This is a genomic window from Polynucleobacter sp. 30F-ANTBAC, from assembly GCF_018882385.1.
GTDB lineage: Bacteria > Pseudomonadota > Gammaproteobacteria > Burkholderiales > Burkholderiaceae > Polynucleobacter.
This window is the reverse complement of sequence record NZ_JACVON010000001.1, coordinates 254416-271321: the sequence shown is the minus strand read 5'-3', so window position 1 is coordinate 271321 and position 16906 is coordinate 254416. Positions and strand designations below refer to the sequence as shown.

Here is a 16906-nt window from a genome sequence, read left to right as displayed (position 1 = left end):
ACTAAAGTGCTTGATTGATCATGAGGATTCTCAGTCTCATCGCGCCGATGACACAGTTAAATACGCCGTATCCATCAACGGCTTACTTAACAGGCTTTCTTCGTTCTAGAGGCTTTGACGCTGTTCAAGATGACTTAGCCTTATCTCTAGTTCTAAGTTTTTTTACGCCCGAAGGTCTCTCTGAAATTCATGCCAAAGTATTAGAAGTTCCAGAGGAGTATCGAAGCGCTACGCTTAATTACTTCTTAGATTACTTTGAAGATTACAGGGCAACAATTGCGCCCACTATTCGTTACTTGCAGGGCAAAGATAAAACACTGAGTCATCGCATCAATAGCCGTAGTTTTTTACCTGAAGGGCCTCGCTTTTACGTTCTTCATACTTACGAAGATGACGAGGCAGAAGATCCTCTTGCATGGGCTTTTGGTGCGCTGGGTTCTGACGACAAGGCGCGTCACCTAGCAACGCTTTATTTGAATGACCTTTCTGATGTCTTACGTGATGCGGTGGATGATCGTTTTGAGTTTGTTCGATATGCTGAATCTCTCGCAGGTAGCCAAGCATCCTTCGATCCTTTGGCAGATGCTTTGGCTGCAGCGCCAACTTTGATGGATGAACATCTTCGTGTGCTGACATTGGCAACTGTTGCACAACATCAACCCAACTTGGTTCTTTTATCAGTGCCATTTCCTGGAGCTGTTTACGCTGCATTAAGAATTGCTCAGACGATCAAATCATCTAATCCTTCCATCAAGATTGGTTTGGGTGGTGGTTTTGTTAATACAGAACTTCGTGAGCTCAGCGATCCAAGGGTCTTTGATTTTGTTGACTATGTCACATTGGATTCGGGTGAGGCTCCATTATTGGCACTATTGGATCACTTAAATGGCAAGAGATCCTCGAGTCGATTGATTAGAACATTTATTAGAAATACCGATGGTCATGTTGACTACATCAATTGGCCTGAGCCAGATGTACCATTTGAAGAGGTGGGTACAGCGACATGGGATGGTTTGCCACTCGATTCTTATCTATCCTTGTTGGACATGTTGAACCCCATGCATCGCTTATGGAGTGATGGTCGTTGGAATAAGTTAACGGTAGCGCACGGATGCTATTGGAAGAAATGCAGTTTTTGCGATGTGAGCTTAGACTATATTTCTCGTTACGAAACAGCGTCCGCTAGTTTGCTGGTTGATCGGATTGAGCAAATCATCGCTGAAACAGGTCAAACAGGGTTTCATTTTGTTGATGAAGCAGCTCCTCCCAAAATACTAAAAGCTTTAGCTGAAGAATTGATTCGTCGACAGGTCACTATTTCGTGGTGGGGGAACATTCGTTTTGAAAAAACTTTTACACCAGAATTGGCTGAGTTATTAGCACAAAGCGGTTGCATTGCTATGTCTGGTGGCTTGGAGGTTGCATCGGATCGCTTGCTCAATCTGATGCAAAAGGGGGTATCGGTTGAGCAGGTCGCGCATGTCACTAAGAGCTTCTCCGATGTGGGCATTTTGGTTCATGCTTATCTGATGTATGGTTTCCCAACTCAAACGGTTCAAGAAACGGTGGATTCCTTGGAGTATGTGCGACAGTTATTTGAGAATGGTTGTATACAAAGTGGTTTTTTTCATCGGTTTACTTGCACGGTTCACTCACCAGTGGGCAAAGATCCCCAAACTTATGGTATTGAATTGGTGCCATTGCCTCCAGTGACGTTCGCTAAAAATGACATTGCTTTCATCGACCCAACCGGTACAGATCATGACAGCCTAGGGCGTGGCCTTAAAAAAGCCATTTATAACTATATGCACGGCATTGCCTTAGAGCAAGATGTGAAAACTTGGTTCGATCTACCAGGTCAAGTGGTGCCTAGAAGCACGATCTCTCGCCAAGCTATTGCTAAAGCACTGAAGTTACAATAACGGTTATCTCAGAAGATCACGGAATCACATGACTTATAGCGTTAAAGAACTCTTTCTAACCCTTCAGGGTGAGGGTGCGCATGCAGGTCGTGCAGCCGTGTTCTGTCGTTTTTCTGGTTGTAACTTATGGTCTGGTCGTGAAGAAGATCGTGCAACGGCTGTTTGCCAGTTTTGCGATACCGATTTTGTTGGTACAGACGGTGATGGTGGCGGTAAGTTTGAAACCTCTGAATCATTAGCTCAGGCGATTAATTCGGAATGGGGGCAGGGTGATCCGCATCATAAATATGTAGTTTTTACTGGTGGAGAGCCTTTACTCCAACTGGATGAGGCCTTGATCAAAGCACTGAAAGCGCAAGGTTTTGAAATCGGAATTGAAACCAATGGCACGATCAGAGCGCCTCAGGGTATTGATTGGATTTGCGTGAGTCCTAAATTCGGCTCAGAATTGGTTCAAGTTCAAGGTGACGAGATTAAATTGGTCATTCCACAAGCAGGACATCAAGATAACTTGCAACAACTACTGATTCGTTTTGAGAAAATGTCTTTCAAGCACCACTATTTACAAGCTTTAGATGGCCCAGATTTAGAGGTTAATCGAGCTTTAGCGATTAAAATTTGTCAGAAGCGCCCCTTGTGGCGTTTAAGTACGCAAACCCATAAGTTGTTGGGGATTAGATAGGCTTTATGAATAAAAAAACTGAAATTACCCGCCGCTTAGAGTTTGATGCAGGTCACCGTATTCCGCATCATGGGGGGCACTGTCGCCATATTCATGGCCATCGCTATGTCATTGAAGTGACTGTCCTAGGTGATGTTTTAAGCCACCAAGGTCATGGTGATGACGGTATGGTTCTTGACTTTGGTGATATCAAAAAGATCGCAAACGAATTGATTGTTGAGCAATGGGATCATGCTTTTTTAGTGGCTAAAGAAGATGAGATGTTGGTCAATTTCTTGGCTAGCATCCCAGGTCATAAGACAGTGGTGTTGGATTGCATTCCAACCGTTGAGAATCTAGCTCAAACAGCCTTTAAGATTTTAGATCCTGTTTTTAAAGAGCGCTTTAATGGTCGTTTGAATTTGAGTCGTTTACGTATTTACGAAACTCCTAACTGCTGGGCTGATATTCATGCCTAATGTGGGCCATCCACGGGATGCAGAGTTCATGCAATTGGCATTGGCTCAAGCAGAATTGGCTCGTATGGCAGGTGAGGTTCCAGTAGGTGCAGTTTTGGTCATGAATGACGAGGTGATTGCTTCTGGCCATAATCAGCCTATTGGTCAAAATGATCCCAGTAGTCACGCCGAGATGGTGGCTCTCCGCTTAGCAGGGCAGAAGTTAAATAACTACCGCTTGCCTGATACAACCCTTTATGTGACCTTGGAGCCTTGCATGATGTGTTCCGGCGCCATCATGCATGCACGTGTTTCACGTTTGGTTTATGGGGCGAAAGATCCAAAAACAGGCTGCGTGCACAGTGTCTTAAAGCTATTTGACCATCAACAATTAAATCACCATACAATGGTTGAAGGTGGCGTATTAGAAGAGTCCTGCGCCCAGGTATTAAAAGATTTCTTTAAAGAACGACGCACTCAAAATCAATGAACATACACCTCATAGCACCATCAGGATGTTTACCCGATCCAACCGTTGTGGATCAGGGGGTGGTTTGGTTCAATGGTAAGGGTGCAAACGTTCAAAATATGTCATGTAGTCAGCGTCAGTTTCAACGGTTTGCAGGAACAGATCTTGAGCGATTAGACGATATTAATGCCATTGCTCACCTATCTAATACGGTGGTGATGTCGCTACGCGGTGGTTATGGCTTGAGTCGCTTGATGAGTGATATCCAGTGGCAAGCCATTGGGAAGCAAGTGCATAAAGGTCTGCAGATTGTGGGCCATAGCGATTTCACAGCATTCAATCTCGGCTTATTCGCCCAAACGGGCGCACCAAGTTTTGCTGGCCCCATGTTTAGTTATGATTTTTGTGGGCAAGTATCACCATTTACTTGGAAGCATTTTCACCAAGCCATTGAAAAAAGCCGTCTAGAGATAGAGGTTCTATCGCCCCAAAAGATTGAAAAGCCACTTAGTATTGATTTGAATGACCAAGCAGTTTTATGGGGCGGCAATCTCACCATGTTGACAAGTCTTTTAGGCACGGCTTATATGCCGACTCACGAACAAGTGAAGGGCGGCATGTTGTTTATCGAGGATGTGAACGAGCATCCTTATCGAGTCGAGCGCATGCTTCATCAACTAATCGATGCAGGGTATTTGACAGAGCAACGAGCCATTCTTATGGGAGACTTTTCTGCCTATAAATTGAGCGACACAGATCGTGGCTATGATTTGGATCAAGCTCTGACATCGATCCGGCATCGATTGAATGGGCAAGTTCCGATTTTGACAGATCTGCCTTTTGGGCATTGCGCAGACAAGCTAACCCTGCCTATAGGCCGCTTTGCCAGCCTTTCTGCCAGTCAAACGGGCTACATCCTACAATCCAACTGGTAATTTTTAAGCTTTCTGGGTATTAACTAGTTGGTTTGGTTAAAATAGAGAGCTTTGGTTGTCTCACTCTTTTACAGGCAAATAACGTGCTTTCAGCTGCAAATATCACCATGCAATTCGGGGCGAAGCCCTTATTCGAAAATATTTCCGTTAAATTCGGTGGCGGTAACCGCTATGGTTTGATTGGCGCCAACGGTTGCGGCAAATCAACTTTCATGAAAATCTTGGGTTCTGATTTAGAGCCAACCGCTGGTAACGTTTCATTAGAGCCCAACATTCGTTTGGGTAAGTTACGTCAAGATCAGTTTGCTTATGAAGATAAGCGTGTTCTAGATGTGGTGATGATGGGCCATGAAGATATGTGGAATGCAGCTGCTGAACGCGATGCACTCTATGCTAATCCTGAAGCAACGGATGAAGATTACATGCGTGCAGCCGAATTGGAAACAAAGTTTGCTGAATACGGTGGTTATACGGCAGAAGCTAGAGCAGGTGAGTTGTTGTTAGGTATTGGTATTCCAACTGAACAGCATAATGGTTTGATGAGTGAAGTGGCGCCTGGTTGGAAGTTGCGTGTTTTATTGGCTCAAGCACTTTTCTCCGATCCAGATGTTCTATTACTTGATGAGCCAACCAACAACTTGGACATTCACTCCATTCATTGGCTTGAAGATATTCTGAATGCTCGCAATAGCACGATGATTATTATTTCCCATGACCGTCACTTCTTAAATGCTGTTTGCTCACACATGGCCGACATGGACTTTGGAACATTGACGGTTTACCCAGGTAATTATGACTCGTACATGTTGGCTTCTATGCAAGCTCGTACGCAGCAGTTAGCTAACAATACCAAAGCTAAAGAAAAGATTGAAGAGCTTCAAGCTTTCGTGAGACGATTCTCAGCGAATGCGTCAAAGGCACGACAAGCGACTTCTAGACAGCGCCAATTAGAAAAAATTGAAGTGGTTGAAATCAAACCTTCATCACGTCAAAACCCATTCATTCGTTTTGAGTACGATAAGAAGCTCCACAATATTGTGGTGGAGTGCGATGCTCTAACTAAAACATATGATCGCGATATTTTTAAGAACTTTAAGTTGATGATTCGTCCTGGCGAAAAAGTAGCCATCATTGGTGAGAACGGTGCTGGTAAGACCACCTTGCTGAAATCAATTTTGAGTGAAAAGTTTGGCGGTATTGCGGCCGATTCTGGAACAGTAAAATGGTCTGAGAACGCCGATGTGGGTTACATGCCTCAAGATACCAGTGAGTGTTTCCCCGTCGATACAACTTTGTTAGAGTGGATGGGGCAGTGGGGTAAACCGGGCGATGACGATCAGATCATTCGTGGCACCTTGGGACGTCTTCTTTTCTCAGGTAACGATATCGGTAAATCAGTTCGTGTGATCTCTGGTGGTGAAAAAGGCCGCATGATCTGGGGTAAATTGATGCTTCAAAAGCACAACATCCTAGCGATGGATGAGCCAACTAACCACATGGATATGGAGTCAATTGAAAGTTTACAGACCTCATTAGAGAAGTACGATGGCACTGTGATTTTTGTTTCGCATGACCGTGAATTTATTACAGGTTTAGCAACAAGAATTCTAGAAGTACGTAATGACGGTACGGTGACAGACTTTGAAGGCAGTTACGAAGAATATTTAGCTAGCCAATCGCTAGCTGGTTAATTCTTTCGAGTAAAACGCATGGCTGTGGCCTCTTGAGTAATGCGCGTCCAAATGGCGTGTTTTTCCTCAGGGGTCATGAAAACCCAATTACAAACTTCTAAGGCTGTTCTGCCGCAACCTTGGCAGATATCATCAAATAATGTGGAGCAAATTCCGATACATGGTGAATCGGCATTCTCTTCGTTGACGGCCATGTCTGGATTTGATGTTGCGTTAGGCTTACTAGAGTTTGTCATAGGGATACGCAACTTAGAGTTTGGGGACCTTTGGTCCAAATACCGGTTTTAGATGAGAAAGTAATAGCAGAGTTATCTGCTTTACCAGAGCAGTTTAAGTCGAAATAGCTTTGAGGGCCTAAACTACCGCAAAACTTGTAGATGTGTTGATCGATGCTCATGGTGGAGCCCTCTAAAATCATCCGTAGAGGTTTTTCATCATGATTGCTTGGGTCAACTTTACAATGCCAGGTCACGTAATCATTCCTGTCACAGCCCGAAAGGGCCAATGGCAAAAGCATCAATAAAGGTAATTTTTTTAAAAACATGTCCACGAATATAGCTCAATCTCATACAACACGTGAATCTTGGTTGCAGGCAGCCGTTCATTCATTAGAGCCTACCTTTTCCAAGGCCGGATTTGCCATTCCTCCAGTCAAGGTCTCCTGTGGTTGGCCTGCATCCAGTGCGCCTAGAACAACACTTGGTCAATGCTGGCCGCGTGAGCGTTCTGGAGACATGGTCAATGAGATCTTTGTATCTCCTAAATTAGAGGATCCTGTTGAGGTTCTCGATACCTTGGTTCATGAGTTGTGCCATGCGATTGATGATTGCCATAGTGGACACGGCGAAGACTTTAAGGAAATCGCTCAGTGCGTTGGCCTGGAAGGTCCTGCCCGAAGCGCCCATGCGACTGAAGAGCTAAAGGTGCGTTTGATGATGATTGCTGAGAGGTTAGGGCAGTATCCGCATAAAGCGATTATTTTCCCACCTCCAAGAGCTAATAATACGCAGCGCGCCAAAGCCAAATGTGGTCAATGCGGCTATGAAGTTAGTCTATTGAAGAAATGGGCAACGATGGGTGCGCCGATTTGCCCTAAAGACAATATTCGTATGGAGGAGGTTGTCACAGATCTTCTTCAAGAAACGGCTGAAGAGGAAAAAGCTCGCAAGGATAAAGAGAAGGAAATTAAGAGGGCAGTTTGCTAGTTTCTTAATTTCAGCGGATATCTGCTTATTTTTGGATGAGCTCGATCTTGTAACCGTCAGGATCTTGCACAAAAGCGATGAGGGTGTTGCCACCTTTAACCGGGCCAGCTTCTCGGGTAATTTTTCCGCCTGCGATACGAATATCTTCACAGACTTTGTAGATGTCTTTGACGCCAATAGCAATGTGGCCATAAGCTGTTCCCATATCGTATGAAGCCACACCGTGGTTATAGGTGAGTTCTATTTCTGCTTGGCCTGAAATATTGCCTTGTTCGTACCCAACAAACGCTAGTGAATAGTCTTGACCAGGGCGTTCCGTTGTTCTCAATAGGTTCATGCCCATGATTTCGGTATAGAACTTGATGGATTGTTCTAAATTGCCGACTCGAAGCATCGTATGAAGCATTTGCATGGTTTTATCCTTAAATTAGCCAGATCAGCTCTGGTGCTTGCTCTTTAACAATCCAAATAATGGCATTTTGCTCATATTGGCGCCCTAATTGACTAGCATCTTGCTTATCAATACCAATGATCAAGAAGCTTTCTTCTCTCCAAGTACCCTCACTATTACTGCCAAAACCATGGAGATAGGGTAGCTTGGTTTTAATAAGGTCTTTTTCTAACTCAGTCATCTTTTCATGATTGAAGCCCTCAGCTTGAACTTTACCCCAAGGATTGCAAGCAGTAATGAAACAAGCTTTTGATTGCTGGTATTTGGTTAGTAACTGGTCTAAAGGGATTGAGCGTTTCCCGATACTAAGTTCAATAGAAGGTGAGCTCAAAACAACATATTGGGCATTTTGATAGATATCCTTAAACTCAAAATATATCTTATTTAACATAATAATGATTATGCGAATTTAAGGCTTGCTTGGGTATGGCTTGTTATAGAGCTTCAACCACCTTGATCTCAGGCCCTTAGCAATTTCAGATTGGTTATTGTCTTCAGCAAAATCAATGGCTGTTAAGCTCATTTGGTTATGGATAGACAAATCAGCACCACGATCGAGTAATAACTTCACAATTGATATATGACCGCCACGTGCAGCCATCATCAAGGCAGTTGTTCCGTTGGGACTTTCGGGATCTACAAAGGCCCCTTTATCCAGTAGAAACTTAACAATTGATTCATGCCCATTGGTCGTTGCGTAATGTAAGGCAGACCATCCCGGCTGATTAATTTCAACAGATCTAGTGTTGACCAAATAAGAAACCAGTCCCATAGAGCCGGTATATGCTGCCACCATTAATGGTGTTTCACCTTGTAAATTGGGTTTTTCAAGGTTAATAGACGGTGCAAGCAGTAATACTTTGACAACATCTGTTGATTTTTCAGTGATACCAATTAACAAGGCTGGGTTACCTTTGTTGTCTACTGTATTAGGGCTAATGCCAGCTGCTAAAGCTTTTTTAACAGCTTTGACATCATTGAATTTAACGTCTCTGATGAAGTCGTCAATCTTGTATTGCTCAGCTGTGCTTATTTGTGCATGAGTAATCCCTGGAAGTATTGAAAGACTTGTAAATGATAAAAATAGTATTAAAAAACAAGTTTTTAAATGATTTAGTTGCATTGATTTCTAGGTTATTAAATAGGGGCTTTAAACAATGTTTTAAAGTTGTTGGTCGTGTGTTTAGCCACTTCATCAACTGATACGCCTCTTAGATCTGCAATAAATTGAGCGACATGAGCAACCCATGAAGGTTCATTGGTTTTGCCGCGATTCGGAATTGGCGCTAAATAAGGAGAATCGGTTTCAATAAGCATTCTTTCAAGAGGAATGTGTTTGCAGGTTTCTTGAAGGTCTTTGGCGCTTTTAAAGGTCACAATCCCTGAAAAAGATATATAAAACCCTTGCGCCATGGCTGCTTTAGCCACTTCGAGACTTTCTGTAAAGCAATGCATAACCCCTGCTACTTCGCTAGCACCCTCTTCTTTCATGATTCGAATGGTGTCTTCTGAGGCAGACCGGGTATGGATAATCAAGGGTTTTTTAACTCGGATAGCTGCCCGGATATGGGTTCTAAACCGATTCCTTTGCCATGCCATGTCCTCATAGGTTTTTTCACCCATTCGGTAGTAATCCAACCCAGTTTCACCAATAGCTAAAATCTTAGGGTGCTGAGCCAGTTCTACCAACTGATCTTCGGTAGGTTCAGGGGTATCTTCGTAATCGGGATGTGTGCCAACTGTGGCAAATAGATTGGGATGTGCCTCTGCCAAGGCTAATACATTTGGAAAATCAGGCATATCAACTGAGATGCACATGGCGTGGTTAACCTTGGCCTCTTTCATGCGAGCCAAGATCTCTGGGATATGTCCCGCATACTCGGGGAAATCTAAATGACAGTGTGAATCAACGAACATGTATGTGTTTCCTAAGGATTAATCTTTGTAGATGTCTTGGTAACGAATGAGTAAAGATTCAATTTGAACGCGTTGAGCTAAAGCATGCAGTTCAACACGGCGCGCGTCCAGAAGAACCCTCCAGAAGTCCGCCAATTTATTGGGTCGCGCAGATTTGGCGCAACGTTCCAGTTCATTCTTTCTGGCAGGATAGAAGCGTATTTGCCCTGTTTGTTGGATGCTCAATAAATCAGCTATCCAGCGCTCAAAAGTCACCAATAGATCGGGCATGGGGATCTTAAAGGTCGATTCTGCTGCGCCTAGCCAGTTAATTTTCTGACCATCCGCTAATGATTGGAGAAGTAAATCCAAGGCTGGGCCAGTGCCCTCTTCGCTGCCACTTAATAACTCATCTCTTGCATCAAGAACCGCACCTCCCGATTGACTGAGCTTTTGCTCTATGGTCTGTGAGTCCAGTTTGACGCTAGCTATTACGAGCTCTTGCTTTAACCAACTCAAAGCCTCATTTGTTGGGGGTCTTGGTAAGGCTAATAAGCGACAGCGCGAACGAATGGTTGGTAAAACACGATCCAATCGATCAGTCACCAAGATAAATAAGGTGCTTTCTGGGGGTTCTTCAAGTGTTTTCAGTAAGGTGTTAGCTGAAACTGCCTGAAGCGTTTCGATCGGGCTCAGTAGAACAACCCTTTGCCGACCACGATGAGGTGCGGTATTGATACCCTCCAGCGCATCCCTAACTTGGTCTACTTTGATGAAAGAGCTGAGCTTTTTATCGGCTTTTTCAGTGTCATCATCGACCTTTTTCTTACTTTTCCTTGGTTTTTCATCGGAGCCATCGGTGCCCTCCATTGCTAAATGGGGTAACAAAGCAACTTGGTCCTCCGGAACAATACCCAGAAAGTCTGGATGATTACCCGTATCAAACCAATGGCAAGCTTCACATTGGCAGCATGGTTTTGGGGTCTCGTGATTTTTTTCTGGACTTTCACATAAGAGCGCTTTGGCTAATTGGAGAGCAAAGTCGAACTTACCGATGCCGGTTTGACCATGGATGATGGTGGCATGCGGCATATTATTCAGCTGAATCTCAGACCAAGCTTGCTGGAACCAGGGGTACACTCTTTGATCGATAGTCATTAGTTATCTTGGTCGTTATAGTTAAAATTAATGACAAAAATATCAATTTGAATCATATGGATATGATAGTTTCTTCAAGTCTTTTCCAGATAGACTCTTTGCTTTCATTGGCATCAATGACTTTAAATCGAGCTGGATCATCGGTAGCGCGGCGCAAGTACTCTTTGCGAACGTTCTCAAAAAAATCAGTAGTTAAGACTTCAAACTTATCAGGATCTCTCGCAGCACTTCGTCTCGCCTCAGCAGTAGCACTAGGCAAATCAAATAGGAAAGTTAGATCGGGTTGAAGTAGGTAGCGCTGCTCTACCCCATTTGATTTAAAACGCATTTGAACCCAAACCTCAAGTTCGTAGAGCTTGGCCAGGTCCAATCCACGCCCACCACCTTGGTAAGCAAAGCTGGCATCGGTAAATCGATCCGATATAACAATCTTCCCAGCTTGAAGAGCGGGCTCAATGACTGTAGCTAAATGCTCTCGACGCGCTGCAAACATGAGTAAAGCTTCTGTCTCTAAATGCATGGGTTGATGCAGAAGAATCTCCCGGAGCTTTTCACCCAATGCAGTACCACCTGGCTCTCTTGTCAATACAACTGATTTATTAGGAAAGCGTTGAGCTAAGGCATCAGCAAATGCCTGAATGTGGGTACTTTTACCGGCTCCATCAATCCCCTCGAAGGTGATGAAATAGCCAGGTTGATTAGCAGATTGAGTTGATAAAGACATAGGAGTCGTAGTTACTTTCTTAATTGGTACTGGCGAACAGCACGATTATGCTCTACCAAGGTCTCTGAAAAGATACTTCGTCCATCTCCTTTGGCAACAAAGTAAACAGCGCTAGACTGTGCTGGTTGTATCGCCGCTGCCAATGACTCTTTACCTGGCATAGCAATGGGTGTTGGAGGCAAACCGTAGCGGGTATAGGTGTTGTAAGGACCGTCTTTTAGAAGGTCTCTCTTGCGAAGATCTCCATCAAAACGATCGCCTAAGCCATAAATTACTGTTGGATCGGTCTGGAGCTTCATACCTATTTTAAGGCGGTTGTTGAATACGGCTGAAACCAAGGCCCGGTCTTCGTGGTGCCCTGTTTCTTTTTCGATAATGGAAGCTAGCTTTAAAAGATCGTAAGGTGATTTAACAGGGGAATCAGATGAACGCTTAGCCCAGTGCTCCACTAGCTTTTTGTTCATGGCTTGATAGGCTCTTTGATAAATAACCAGATCTGTGTCGCCAGGCTCATATAAGTAGGTGTCTGGGAAAAATAATCCTTCTGGATGACTTTCTTTAGCCTGAATGGCTACCAATATTTGTTTATCCGACCATTTTTGAGCTTCTTTTTTAAGCTCGGGCTGAGCGTCTATCGCGGACTTGAATTGTTTGAAAGTGGCGCCTTCAACTAGGGTAATACTTAAGCGAACACTCTCACCTCGCCCCATTTTTAAAAGAATGGAGCCTAGGCTAGCACCAGGAGCAAGGTCATAGACCCCTGCCTTTAGCTTGCTGCCCTGTAATAAAGCTCGAGCAACCAACTGAACTTTAAGTGTGTTGGTGTCCACGCCTTGGGCCATTAGCTGCCTAGCAACGCTATTGACGTTTGAACCGGGTTTTATTTTGATACGGTATTGACCTTCAGAGGTGACAGGGGTTGCTCCAGAAGGAATGGCGCTGACACCAAAAGACCAATAAGCAAGAGTCAGAGCGGTTAGAAAAACCAGTAAGGTAAAGACCTTAAAAAAATGTCGGGGCAAAATACGCTTCATAGCACTATGATAAAAGCTTATTAGAGAATTGACTGAAAAACTGATACCCCATGCTTCCAACAACGATTAAGCAATTAGAGCAATTACCACAGTGGTCTATGATTACTGTGACAGGTATTGATGCGACTGAGTTTCTTCAAAACCAGCTGACAAATAGTGTGAAATCTTTAAAGGTGCACCCCTCAGGTTCGGTTGTTTTAGAGGAAAGTCATCGTTTTGCAGGTTATTGCTCTGCCAAAGGTCGTTTGATGGGGTCTTTCTGGATTCACCGCACAGAAGTCTTGGCTGAGACAGGTGAGTTGACACCCCAGTACCAATTATTCATTTCCAAAGATATTGCCGGACTGATCGCTAAGCGACTCAGCATGTTTGTTCTGAGGTCCAAGGTCAAAGTTGTTGATCAATCTGATCAGGTTCTGATCTATGGTTTAACTCAGGATCTAGGTTCACCAGCAAAAACCAGCTTGCCCAATGACATTTCGCAAATTGCTGGCTCTAGAGTTATTGAGATTCCTCCGGTTCTGATTGAGTCAAGATCTGTTCAGCGCTTTATAGTGGCGATACCGTTAGATCAAGAAACTCACCTACAAGCCTTGGCAAAAGAACATGAGTTACTGGGTTCTATCCCAATTTGGAGCTGGCTTGAGGTGATAAGCGCTATCCCACGAGTGACACTAAATACCAGTGAGCAGTTCGTACCGCAAATGATCAATATGGAGTCTCTTAGGGGAATCGACTTCCAAAAAGGTTGTTACCCTGGTCAAGAAGTGGTGGCTCGAAGTCAGTACCGTGGGACAATCAAACGTCGCCTTCAGCTAGCCGCTGTTCAAGCTCTAGAATTGCCAGAGCCTGGAACTGAGATATTCCATGATGCTGACCCAGAGCAACCCTGTGGGATGGTGGTTCTTGCTGCGCTAAACCCCTTCGTTTCAGGTCAGTACGATTTACAGGTGGAGTGCAAATTAGAAGCCTTATTAAATGGCACAATTAATTTAGGATCAACCAGTGGATCTAAATTAAGTTTCATGCCGCTTCCCTACCCTTTAATTGAGATTTAAATCGCTTTCTTCGATCCATGTGTTTGATACTAACCTCTTGGCAATCTCACCCTCACTATCCTTTGGTGGTTTTGGCGAATAGAGATGAGTTTTATGAAAGACCGACAGACCCTATGCATTGGTGGGAAGAGCACCCTCATATATTGGCAGGTAGAGATCGTGCCGATGTGAATGGAAGCTCAGGAACCTGGATGGGCATCACCAAGAGTGGCAGATTTGCTGCTCTGACGAATGTTCGTGCACCCACTGAGAAGAATTCAGACTCAAGAACTCGGGGTGAAATTGCTGCCGATTTTCTTAAAGGGCGCCAATCTCCAGAAGACTTTATTAATGACTCTGAAAGAAAATTTCAGCGCTACAACGGGTTTAACTTTCTGAGCGTTGATCTGTCTTTAGAAAATCCTGGCCTGCATTGGTTATCTAATCGTGTACTGATGGGCGATAAGCTCCGTCCCCGAAAGGTCATGAATCCACAATGCCTAACTCCCGGTGTTTACGGCTTATCGAATGCGATGTTGGATACTCCATGGCCTAAAGTTCAACATCGCGTAGGAGCTTTTGCTCAGATGCTAGCGATGGATACTGGGGACTTTAAAAAGTCAGAGCAGTACATGCGAATCATGCAGGATCAAACTCCGGCGCCGGATGAGTATTTGCCTCAAACAGGGCTGTCATACGAATGGGAGAAAGCGCTATCTTCGGCATTCATTAAAACAGAGCACTATGGCACCCGCTCAATCGCATTAATCCGAGTCAGGCACGATGGTCAATTTGAAGTCATTGAAAAGCGCTTCGATGCTGAAAAAGAGTTGGATACCCAAACCTTTGATGGGCAACTAGAAAATTTCCAATCAACTCAACGTTAAGTTGTTCCTTTTTTAGCCGGTAACTCTTTAAAGTACTTAAATGTAGCGCTACCCATACAGCAAACCGCATCTCGCTCGTCATACAATTTGGCCTCAACAAAAGCCAAGGTAGCGGTCACATGAACAGTCTTTGCCGCAACCCGAATAATGCCCTTAGCAGCCTGCATAAAGTTGGTTTTGAGTTCAATCGTCACAACTCCACGCCCGCCAGTATCAGCTGCTCGGGCAGCAATAGCCATGCCGACATCCATCAGAGTTAAAAGAACGCCGCCGTGAGCAACTTCCCAACTATTATTGTGCTCGGGCTTGAGTGAAAGTACCACCTCCCCCTCGCCTAGATCTGCACGTAAACAACGCACGCCCAATAACTTGAGGAATGGTACATCTAGCTCAACGCCTAACTCTTTTAATTGTTTTTTATCCATAACCCTATCTTAATCGCAGTTATTGGGAATATTAAGACTTTTCTGCAAACATTGATGAACGCCCCTAGAATTGAACATTACTAAAAAATATGCCATTTCACTTACCTAAAATCTCCAATCAGTCACATGCGCAATGTGTGCTTCCGCACCCTGTGCCCAATCCTTATTGGGTGGGTTACTCAACAAAGGTGGGTGATCTTTTAGGTATTGAGCAAGATATGAATCGCCCCATTCATTCAGACCATCTTCAATTATTAGCTGGCAACAAAGTGCAAATTGCTGATAAATCTTTTGCCCCCTTTGCAACAGCCTATAGCGGCCATCAATTTGGTCAATGGGCGGGTCAATTAGGTGATGGCAGAGCTATTTACTTGGGTGATATAAACGGTTACGAAATTCAACTTAAAGGTGCAGGTCCTACCGCATACTCCAGGCGTGGCGATGGACGTGCAGTATTGCGCTCTTCCATTAGAGAATTCTTGGCCAGCGAAGCCATGAATGCCCTTGGCATCCCCAGCTCACGAGCTCTGTCTGTTGTTGGCTCTGATCTACAAGTGATCAGAGAGAGTGTGGAAACTGCTGCAATCTGCGCGAGGGTAGCACCTAGCTTTTTAAGGATTGGGCACTTAGAACACTATGGTCATAATGAAATGGATCAAGAGTTAGAGCAAACACTGGATTTCCTCATTGAGCATCACTACCAAGAGTGCCAAAATTCACCGACCCCCTACTTGGAACTTCTAAAATCTATTGCCACTCGAATTGCGCACACTACAGCCCAATGGCAATCTGTGGGATTTTGCCATGGTGTTTTGAATACCGACAATATTAGTTTGCTAGGATTAACATTGGACTATGGTCCATTTGGTTTTTTAGACGTGTTTGATAACACCCATATCTGCAATCACTCGGATCACTCCGGTCGGTATGCTTACCATCGTCAAAGTGAGATCATGCATTGGAATCTTTACTGCATGGCGAGTGCGATGCTCCGACCTTTGCAAAAAGAGTTGGCTCGAGAGCTTAACTTAAGTGAAGAGGATGCCATTCACAAAATTAAAGAAATATTGAATATCTACACTCAAGAGTATGCGAAAAAGTGGCAAAGTATTTTCCGCCAAAAAATTGGCTTAAATAAACAAATGCCAGAAGACATTCAATTACTTGAGAACCTGTTGCAATCCCTGCATCAGCAAAAAATAGACTTCACTCTATTTTTTAGAGGTCTTTCTGAGGGGCATGTCTGTCCAGCAGCAATGAGTGATTGGGATAAACAATATCAAAGTCGCTTGGCGCTGGAGGTAACATCAAATGATCAGAGGCTTGCAGCCATGCAAAACATCAATCCCAAATATATTTTGCGTAATCACCTAGCTCAAAGGGCCATTGAGAAAGCTCAGAAAAAAGACTTTTCTGAGGTTGCAACATTGCTAAAGGTATTAGAAAGACCTTACGAGTCACAAACTGTCTCTGAAGACTATGCCAGTCCACCACCTCCAGAAATGGACCACATCGCTATTAGCTGCTCCTCGTAAAACCAATCAGATTTTAAAAAATTCCCATGAAAAAAACCGATCAAGAGTACCAACAAGAACTGAGTGATATCTCCTACCGCGTTACACGTCAGGCGGCAACAGAACGCCCCTTTACGGGAGAGTATTGGGACTACTGGCAAGTAGGTCAATATAACTGCATTTGCTGCAACACCCCCCTATTCCAATCAGACACAAAATTTGATGCTGGTTGCGGTTGGCCAAGCTACTACCAACCCTTAGATTCTAAGAATATTGATGAGCACCGAGATGTAACCCATGGAATGATCCGTACAGAAGTTCGGTGCTCTAAATGTGATGCTCATTTAGGTCATGTCTTCGAAGACGGTCCTGCACCTACCGGTTTACGGTATTGCATCAATTCTGCTTCTTTAAAATTTAACTCGGACTAAAATTGACT

20 protein-coding genes are annotated in these 16906 nt (G+C 44.1%); 11 read left to right on the top strand and 9 right to left on the bottom strand.

Features of this window, described 5'->3' with window-relative positions:
* The first annotated feature begins 20 nt into the window (after nucleotides 1–20).
* The 6 genes from ICN28_RS01130 to ICN28_RS01105 all read left to right on the top strand — a co-directional run bounded on the left by ICN28_RS01130 (nucleotide 21) and on the right by ICN28_RS01105 (nucleotide 6136).
* Nucleotides 21–1922: a radical SAM protein gene (locus ICN28_RS01130; RefSeq protein ID WP_216285583.1), complete on the top strand. Its 1902-nt coding sequence runs from the start codon at nucleotides 21–23 to the stop codon at nucleotides 1920–1922.
* A gap of 28 nt (nucleotides 1923–1950) precedes the next feature.
* Entirely contained in the window at nucleotides 1951–2604 is a 654-nt protein-coding gene (queE, locus tag ICN28_RS01125; protein WP_216285581.1) for a 7-carboxy-7-deazaguanine synthase, read from the top strand.
* Nucleotides 2605–2609: 5 nt separating this feature from the next.
* The gene (queD, locus tag ICN28_RS01120; protein ID WP_216285579.1) at nucleotides 2610–3062 is read left to right on the top strand and encodes a 6-carboxytetrahydropterin synthase QueD; all 453 of its coding nucleotides are present in this window, start codon (nucleotides 2610–2612) and stop codon (nucleotides 3060–3062) included.
* On the top strand, nucleotides 3055–3531 hold the full coding sequence (gene tadA / locus ICN28_RS01115; protein WP_216285577.1) for a tRNA adenosine(34) deaminase TadA: 477 nt from the start codon (nucleotides 3055–3057) through the stop codon (nucleotides 3529–3531). Before queD ends, tadA begins: the two co-directional genes overlap by 8 nt.
* Complete coding sequence (locus ICN28_RS01110; protein ID WP_216285575.1) at nucleotides 3528–4445, top strand: LD-carboxypeptidase; 918 nt, start codon at nucleotides 3528–3530, stop codon at nucleotides 4443–4445. Before tadA ends, ICN28_RS01110 begins: the two co-directional genes overlap by 4 nt.
* 83 nt (nucleotides 4446–4528) lie before the next feature.
* The gene (locus ICN28_RS01105; RefSeq protein ID WP_216285572.1) at nucleotides 4529–6136 is read left to right on the top strand and encodes an ABC-F family ATPase; all 1608 of its coding nucleotides are present in this window, start codon (nucleotides 4529–4531) and stop codon (nucleotides 6134–6136) included.
* Here the strand turns inward: ICN28_RS01105 and ICN28_RS01100 are convergent.
* Complete coding sequence (locus ICN28_RS01100; RefSeq protein WP_216286815.1) at nucleotides 6133–6330, bottom strand: DUF1289 domain-containing protein; 198 nt, start codon at nucleotides 6328–6330, stop codon at nucleotides 6133–6135. The two genes, ICN28_RS01105 and ICN28_RS01100, sit on opposite strands and share 4 nt — an antisense overlap.
* A 348-nt stretch (nucleotides 6331–6678) precedes the next feature.
* On the opposite strand from ICN28_RS01100, the gene ICN28_RS01095 reads away from it, so the two are divergent.
* Nucleotides 6679–7341 (top strand): SprT-like domain-containing protein, encoded by a 663-nt coding sequence (locus ICN28_RS01095; RefSeq protein ID WP_216285570.1) that lies wholly within the window; start codon nucleotides 6679–6681, stop codon nucleotides 7339–7341.
* Between the two features lie 25 nt (nucleotides 7342–7366).
* Here ICN28_RS01095 and gloA read toward each other — a convergent pair whose 3' ends face one another.
* From gloA to mltG, 7 genes are read right to left on the bottom strand one after another with little or no spacing between them, the layout of a single operon-like run.
* Complete coding sequence (gene gloA, locus ICN28_RS01090) at nucleotides 7367–7753, bottom strand: lactoylglutathione lyase (protein WP_216285568.1); 387 nt, start codon at nucleotides 7751–7753, stop codon at nucleotides 7367–7369.
* Between the two features lie 10 nt (nucleotides 7754–7763).
* On the bottom strand, nucleotides 7764–8183 hold the full coding sequence (locus ICN28_RS01085) for a DUF3293 domain-containing protein (RefSeq protein WP_216285566.1): 420 nt from the start codon (nucleotides 8181–8183) through the stop codon (nucleotides 7764–7766).
* A gap of 18 nt (nucleotides 8184–8201) precedes the next feature.
* Entirely contained in the window at nucleotides 8202–8915 is a 714-nt protein-coding gene (locus tag ICN28_RS01080; RefSeq protein ID WP_216285564.1) for an ankyrin repeat domain-containing protein, read from the bottom strand.
* A gap of 14 nt (nucleotides 8916–8929) precedes the next feature.
* Complete coding sequence (locus ICN28_RS01075; protein WP_216285562.1) at nucleotides 8930–9709, bottom strand: TatD family hydrolase; 780 nt, start codon at nucleotides 9707–9709, stop codon at nucleotides 8930–8932.
* A gap of 18 nt (nucleotides 9710–9727) precedes the next feature.
* Nucleotides 9728–10846, bottom strand: a complete 1119-nt coding sequence (gene holB / locus ICN28_RS01070; protein WP_216285560.1) for a DNA polymerase III subunit delta' — start codon at nucleotides 10844–10846, stop codon at nucleotides 9728–9730.
* Between the two features lie 52 nt (nucleotides 10847–10898).
* Complete coding sequence (gene tmk, locus ICN28_RS01065) at nucleotides 10899–11570, bottom strand: dTMP kinase (protein WP_216285558.1); 672 nt, start codon at nucleotides 11568–11570, stop codon at nucleotides 10899–10901.
* Nucleotides 11571–11581: 11 nt separating this feature from the next.
* Complete coding sequence (gene mltG / locus ICN28_RS01060) at nucleotides 11582–12604, bottom strand: endolytic transglycosylase MltG (protein WP_255536073.1); 1023 nt, start codon at nucleotides 12602–12604, stop codon at nucleotides 11582–11584.
* Nucleotides 12605–12654: 50 nt separating this feature from the next.
* Here mltG and ICN28_RS01055 point away from each other — a divergent pair, with 50 nt between their 5' ends.
* Both ICN28_RS01055 and ICN28_RS01050 read left to right on the top strand, forming a co-directional pair.
* A complete protein-coding gene (locus ICN28_RS01055; RefSeq protein WP_216285556.1) occupies nucleotides 12655–13662 on the top strand; it encodes a folate-binding protein YgfZ in 1008 nt (335 codons plus the stop codon).
* Nucleotides 13663–13679: 17 nt separating this feature from the next.
* Nucleotides 13680–14528, top strand: a complete 849-nt coding sequence (locus ICN28_RS01050) for an NRDE family protein (RefSeq protein ID WP_216285554.1) — start codon at nucleotides 13680–13682, stop codon at nucleotides 14526–14528.
* Here ICN28_RS01050 and ICN28_RS01045 read toward each other — a convergent pair.
* Nucleotides 14525–14953: a PaaI family thioesterase gene (locus tag ICN28_RS01045; RefSeq protein WP_216285552.1), complete on the bottom strand. Its 429-nt coding sequence runs from the start codon at nucleotides 14951–14953 to the stop codon at nucleotides 14525–14527. The genes ICN28_RS01050 and ICN28_RS01045 overlap by 4 nt on opposite strands.
* Nucleotides 14954–15042: 89 nt before the next feature.
* On the opposite strand from ICN28_RS01045, the gene ICN28_RS01040 reads away from it, so the two are divergent.
* Nucleotides 15043–16488: a YdiU family protein gene (locus ICN28_RS01040; RefSeq protein WP_255536071.1), complete on the top strand. Its 1446-nt coding sequence runs from the start codon at nucleotides 15043–15045 to the stop codon at nucleotides 16486–16488.
* 20 nt (nucleotides 16489–16508) lie between these two features.
* On the top strand, nucleotides 16509–16898 hold the full coding sequence (msrB, locus tag ICN28_RS01035) for a peptide-methionine (R)-S-oxide reductase MsrB (protein WP_216286811.1): 390 nt from the start codon (nucleotides 16509–16511) through the stop codon (nucleotides 16896–16898).
* The last annotated feature ends 8 nt before the right edge of the window (nucleotides 16899–16906 follow it).